This is a genomic window from Streptomyces hainanensis, assembly GCF_004348415.1.
GTDB lineage: Bacteria > Actinomycetota > Actinomycetes > Streptomycetales > Streptomycetaceae > Streptomyces > Streptomyces hainanensis.
On sequence record NZ_SMKI01000489.1, the window covers coordinates 1 to 5540 of the forward strand.

Below are 5540 nucleotides of genomic sequence, written 5' to 3' on the forward strand. Positions count from 1 at the left end.
GCGTCGTGCCCGCCGCGGGCGTGGTGGCTCCCGGCGGCGGCACGAAGGTGCCGGCGGGCGGTGTCGGATTCGGCCGCTGGACGGGCGGCGCGGGGGCCCAGGGGCCCGGCTGGCCGTACGGCGGGGTGCCGTACGGGTCCTGGCCGGGGCGGGAGTCGGCATCCTCGTCCGGCGGCTGCCCGGCGGGCCCCCAGCCGGCCTGGGAGCCTCCCTGGCGGCCGGGAAGGCCATTGCCCTTGTCCATCGCAGCTGTCCCCATCATCGGCTTGCCTCCGCGTCAGCGGAGGAGACACTTCCACGCCGTACCGGTTGGGCCCGGCACCGAACTGAACACTGAATTCAACCAGGTCAGTCACCCGGATTCAGCGGGGGCTCACGACTCCCGGAACCGCGGACTCCACCGCGAGGGCCGACGCGCCGGTGGTGGGGGCCACCGGCCCCGGCACCAGCTCCGGCGTGAACAGGGGCAACAGCTGACCGCTCGGTGCCACGGGGCCGAGGGGCCCGCGGAGGCCGACCGCCTGGGCGGTGAGCACGGAGACCGGGCGGATGTCCTTGTCGGAGCGGCCACCCGCGGTGCGCGCCGCGACGACCGGGGTGGCGCCGCTGCCGGGCGCGACGGCGCTGGGTGCCGAGGAGCCGCCGCCACCGGCGGAGAGGCTTCCGACGCCGCCGACCACGCCGCCGAGCGCGAAGGCGGCGAGCGACACGGCGCCGGCCGCGGCGAAGGCGAGCCGATGGCTCCGGTTGGCTCCTCTGGCCGGGCCCGACGGGTGGATCCGGAAGCCGCGCTCGTTGCCCAGGGTCGGCGGGCCGAGCAGCGACTCACGGTCCTTGCCGCCCGGCAGCAGGCCGAGGCGGAAGCCTGAGGAGGCGCCGTTCTGACCGGACCCCGCGGCCGGGCCGGGGGGCTCGGGATCCGCCGACTCGCGGCCGGCGGCGGCCGGCAGGCCCTGGAGCCTGGCGAGCAGCCCGGCCGACGGGGCGGGCAGCGGGCTGCTGGCGAACACGTGCTTCAACTCGCGCTGCGCGTCGGCCTCGGCCTTGCAGCTGGGACAGGTGGCGAGGTGGGCGAGCACCCGGTCGCGGCGGTCGTGGGACAGCTCGCCGTCGACCAGGGCGGCCAGGCTCTCGCCGAGGTGGTGGTCGGCCGGGCCGGTCTCCGCGGCACTGCTCACTCGGCGGCCCCGCCTTCCCGCGCCAGCGACGGACCCGGGACCGCGGCGAGGACGGGCTGCTCGGCCGGCTGGACACGACCGCGCGGCGAGCGGTGCTTCAGGGCCTTGCGCAGGTGGGAGCGGCCGCGGTGGATGCGGCTGCGGACCGTGCCGAGCTTGACGCCGAGCGTGGTGGCGATCTCCTCGTAGCTCAGGCCCTCGATGTCGCAGAGGACCACGGCGGCGCGGAAGTCGGGCGCCAGGGTGTCCAGCGCCTGCTGCACGTCGGCGTCGAAGTGGGTGTCGTTGAAGTGCTGCTGGGGGGTGGGCTCCCGGCTCGGCAGCCGGTCGGCCGCGTCCTCGGCGAGGGCGTCGAACCTGATGCGCTGCTTGCGCCGGACGGAGTCCAGGAACAGGTTGGTGGTGATGCGGTGCAGCCAGCCCTCGAACGTGCCCGGGGTGTAGGTGGACAGCGAACGGAAGACGCGGACGAAGACCTCCTGGGTGAGGTCCTCGGCGTCGTACTGGTTGCCCGTGAGCCGGTACGCGAGCCGGTAGACCCGGGCACTGTGGGTGCTGACGATCTCTTCCCAGCTGGGCGGGGCCCAGCTCTGGCCGTCGCCTCCGGTGGTGAACGTCGCGACGGCGCCCGCGGTGGCGGTCGTGCCGTCGGTGGCCGTGTCGATGCCCTGTCCCCGGTCAGCGTCAGCGTTGTCTGTCACGGAATTCGGCCCGCCGGAGGACCGCAAAATGCGTCTCAGCACTCCGCGGCCAGCGGACGTGGCCGCACCTCCCCTGTCGGCTCTGGTGGTGTCCAGTCGGGTCCCTACCATAGCCACCTCGCCCGTTAGCTCCGGATAAGAAATATTCACCGGCATTCCCGGCCGCGGCGCCCGGGCCCAGGAGCCGGCTCCTGCACAGAGTCCAACGCCTGGTCCGTGCGTCCTGTTCCCCCCGGAAGTCGATACAGTCAAAGCGCGTGACAGACGGGGACAGGAGAGGGCCATTACCGGCAACCGGCTGACGAGCTGGGCGTTCGCCGAGGCGTATGGCGCACCGGACGCCGAGACCGCCGAGGGTGCGGCGCTGTCCTGGTCGAGGGAGCGGGCGCGGGAGGCCGGCGTGCGTGCCGTCACGCCCGGCAACGGCGACGCGCTGCGGCTGCTGGCCGCGGCCGCCGGCGCGCGGGCGGTGGTCGAGATCGGCACCGGGACCGGCGTCTCCGGCATGTACCTGCTCCGCGGAATGCGCCCCGAGGGGGTGCTGACCACCGTCGACACGGAACCGGAGCGCCAGCAGTTCGCCCGGCAGGCGTTCCGGATGGCCGGCCACGCGCCCAACCGGGCCAGGTTCATCCCCGGGCACGCCCTGGACGTGCTGCCCCGGCTCACCGACGGCGGCTACGACCTGGTGTTCTGCGACGGCGACCGGCTCGAGTACCTGGAGTACCTCGCAGAATCGTTGCGGCTGCTGCGGCCGGGCGGCCTGGTCTGCTTCGCCGGGGTGTTCGCCGGCGGCCGCACGGTGGACTCGGCCGCCCAGCCCACCGAGGTGCGGAGGCTGCGGGAGCTGCTGCGGACGGTCCGGGAGAGCAAGGAGCTGATGCCGGCGCTGCTGCCGGTCGGCGACGGGCTGCTGTGCGCGGCCCGCTCCTGGGGGGCCTGAGCCGCCCCCGACACGACGAACGGCGCCGCCCCGGAAATCCGGGGCGGCGCCGCACAGGATGTCGGCTCGGCGACGTGGGAACGCCGTCCCCGACGAGGTCTCGCGGAGGCTTGGTGAATCCTCCGGGACGTTGTCGGGGCGAGGGCTCGGAGACCGGCTGTCAGCCGGTCACCTTCTTGAGCTCCTCATCGAGCGCCACCGCCTCGTCCGGGGTCAGCTCGACGACGAGTCGGCCACCGCCCTCGAGCGGAACGCGCATGATGATGCCCCGCCCCTCCTTGGTCACCTCAAGCGGACCATCGCCCGTCCGCGGCTTCATGGCCGCCATGCTCGTTCCCCTTCCTGAACCAGCCCATCGCAGCCGGGAACCCGGGGGGTCACCGACCTCGAACACATTGCTTCCGGCCATTATCCCGCATGGAGCGTCCCGATGACCAACATTGGGCGGTATCCCTTCGGCAACGCATGATCGCAAAACCACTCAATTCGGCGATTGACCGCGATAGTGCCGGCGTCTGCGACATGCTGTGAGACATGGCCGACACCGTTCTCTACGAAGTGACCGAGAGTCTTGCCACCGTGACACTGAATCGCCCGGAAGCGATGAACGCCCTGAATGTCACGGCCAAGGAAGCGCTCCTGAACGCGGTGCGGCGGGCGGCCGCGGATTCCGCCGTGCGGGCCGTTCTGTTGGCGGCGAACGGGCGGGCGTTCTGCGTCGGCCAGGACCTCAGGGAGCACGCCGCCGCGCTCGCCGAGGCGACCGACGCGGGCGGCGCCATGCGGACGGTGGCCGAGCACTACGGCCCCATCGCCCGCACCATCGCCGAGATGCCCAAGCCCGTGGTGGCGGCCGTGAACGGGGTGGCCGCGGGCGCCGGCTTCGGCTTCGCGCTCGCCGCCGACTACCGCGTGGTGGCCGCCGGCGCCTCGTTCAACACGGCGTTCACCGGCATCGGCCTGACCGCCGACTCCGGGCTCTCCTGGACCCTGCCCCGCGTCGTCGGCCCGGCCCGCGCCACCGACCTGCTGCTCTTCCCGCGCCGGGTGGACGCGGCCGAGGCGGAGCGGCTCGGCATCGCCCAGCGGGTGGTGCCCGACGACGAGCTGCCGGCCACGGCCCGGGAGATCGCCGGCCGCCTCGCCGAGGGCCCGACGGTGGCCTACGCCGCGCTCAAGCAGGCCCTCGCCTTCGCGGCCGACCACTCGCTGGTCGAGACGCTCGACGTGGAGAGCGGACTCCAGCGGACGGCCGGCGCGTCGGCCGACCACCTGGCGGCCGTCGCCGCGTTCCTCAACAAGGAACGCCCCGCGTTCGGCGGGTCCTAGTCGCCCTGCGGCACCGGGCCGGGGTCCTTGTGGAGCGCCAGGGCCTGGGCGCCCGCGAGCGCCGTCTCCAACTCGGTGATCCGCGCGTCCCGCTCGGCGAGCTCGGCCGCCAACCGGTCGAGCACGTCGTCCACCTCGGCCATCCGGTAGCCGCGCGGTGCCACGGGCAGCCTCACCCGCACCACGTCCGCCGGACCGACCGGCCGGTCACGGGGCAACGGGTCGTCGAGCCGATCCGGCAACGCGTCCGCCAGACCGCCGGTCGCCGGCCCACCGGTGCCGTCCCCACTGCCGAGCACCGCCAGTGTGACGGCGGAGATCACCACGACCATGGCGGCCACCAGAAACAGGAACATCATGCGGGCCTCCCCTTCGCGCCCTTCATGCCTTCGTTGTGATGGTCGCATGCCGCACCGACAGTGCGAGCCAGGTAGGTTCGTGGATTGTGCGGAATGAGCGGACAGCGCGGACAGAACAGCGGACGTTGCGGCTCGGGACACGGGAGTTCGGGCCCGACGAGCCCGTGATCATGGCCATCGTCAACCGCACCCCCGACTCCTTCTACGACCGCGGCGCCACGTTCGGCGACGAGGCCGCCCTGAACCGGGTGGAGCGGGCCGTCGCCGAGGGCGCCGCCATCATCGACGTCGGCGGCGTGAAGGCCGGCCCGGGCGCCGAGGTGGACGCGGCCGAGGAGATCCGCCGCACGGCCGGCTTCGTCGCCGAGGTGCGGCGCCGCCACCCCGACGTGGTGATCAGCGTGGACACCTGGCGCCACGAGGTCGGCGAAGCCGCCTGCGCGGCCGGCGCCGACCTCCTCAACGACGCGTGGGGCGGCGTCGACCCACGCCTCGCCGAGGTCGCGGCACGGCACGGCGTCGGCCTGGTCTGCACCCACGCGGGCGGCGCCCGCCCCCGCACCAGGCCGCACCGGGTCACCTACGACGACGTGATGGCCGACATCCTCCGCGTGACCCTCGCGCTCGCCGAACGCGCCGTCTCCCTCGGCGTCCGCCGCGACGCCGTGCTGATCGACCCCGGCCACGACTTCGGCAAGTCCACCCGCCACTCGCTCGAGGCGACGCGTCGCCTCGACGAGATGACGGCGACGGGCTGGCCGGTGCTGGTCTCGCTCTCCAACAAGGACTTCGTCGGCGAGACGTTGGACCTGCCGGTCAAGGAACGGCTGTTGGGCACGCTGGCCACGACGGCCGTCTCCGCGTGGCTCGGGGCGCGGGTGTACCGGGTCCACGAGGTGGGCGAGACGCGGCAGGTCCTGGACATGGTGGCAAGCATCGCGGGCCACCGGGGGCCGGCGACGGCCCGTCGGGGTCTGGCCTGAGGCTGCCCCCTGCCGACTGCGCGCGTCGCCCCCGTGGGGCGGCCCCC

General features: G+C 73.8%; 7 protein-coding genes and 1 pseudogene. 3 read left to right on the plus strand and 5 right to left on the minus strand.

Features of this window, described 5'->3' with window-relative positions:
* From E1283_RS30765 to sigE, 3 genes and pseudogenes are all read right to left on the minus strand, one after another.
* A pseudogene (locus E1283_RS30765) lies at positions 1 to 244 on the minus strand (protease); the annotation flags it as partial.
* Positions 245 to 362: 118 nt separating this feature from the next.
* On the minus strand, positions 363 to 1178 hold the full coding sequence (locus E1283_RS30770; protein ID WP_132821458.1) for an anti-sigma factor family protein: 816 nt from the start codon (positions 1176 to 1178) through the stop codon (positions 363 to 365).
* Positions 1175 to 1990 carry an RNA polymerase sigma factor SigE gene (gene sigE, locus E1283_RS30775; RefSeq protein WP_207930590.1) on the minus strand — a complete coding sequence of 272 codons (816 nt, stop codon included), beginning with the start codon at positions 1988 to 1990 and terminating at the stop codon, positions 1175 to 1177. The genes E1283_RS30770 and sigE overlap by 4 nt, the downstream gene beginning before the upstream one ends.
* A gap of 112 nt (positions 1991 to 2102) precedes the next feature.
* Between sigE and E1283_RS30780 the strand changes: the two genes are divergently transcribed.
* Positions 2103 to 2822, plus strand: coding sequence for an O-methyltransferase (locus tag E1283_RS30780; RefSeq protein ID WP_132821460.1), 720 nt, complete (start codon positions 2103 to 2105; stop codon positions 2820 to 2822).
* Positions 2823 to 2982: 160 nt separating this feature from the next.
* Here the strand turns inward: E1283_RS30780 and E1283_RS30785 are convergent, their stop codons facing one another.
* Positions 2983 to 3150, minus strand: a complete 168-nt coding sequence (locus tag E1283_RS30785; RefSeq protein ID WP_019434894.1) for a DUF3117 domain-containing protein — start codon at positions 3148 to 3150, stop codon at positions 2983 to 2985.
* Positions 3151 to 3356: 206 nt separating this feature from the next.
* On the opposite strand from E1283_RS30785, the gene E1283_RS30790 reads away from it, so the two are divergent.
* The gene (locus tag E1283_RS30790; RefSeq protein WP_132821461.1) at positions 3357 to 4151 is read left to right on the plus strand and encodes an enoyl-CoA hydratase/isomerase family protein; all 795 of its coding nucleotides are present in this window, start codon (positions 3357 to 3359) and stop codon (positions 4149 to 4151) included.
* On the opposite strand, the gene E1283_RS30795 is transcribed toward E1283_RS30790, so the two are convergent.
* Positions 4148 to 4510 (minus strand): DivIVA domain-containing protein, encoded by a 363-nt coding sequence (locus E1283_RS30795; protein ID WP_425086258.1) that lies wholly within the window; start codon positions 4508 to 4510, stop codon positions 4148 to 4150. The two genes, E1283_RS30790 and E1283_RS30795, sit on opposite strands and share 4 nt — an antisense overlap.
* Positions 4511 to 4680: 170 nt before the next feature.
* On the opposite strand from E1283_RS30795, the gene folP reads away from it, so the two are divergent.
* Positions 4681 to 5493 (plus strand): dihydropteroate synthase, encoded by an 813-nt coding sequence (gene folP / locus E1283_RS30800; protein ID WP_243745220.1) that lies wholly within the window; start codon positions 4681 to 4683, stop codon positions 5491 to 5493.
* Positions 5494 to 5540 lie beyond the last annotated feature (47 nt).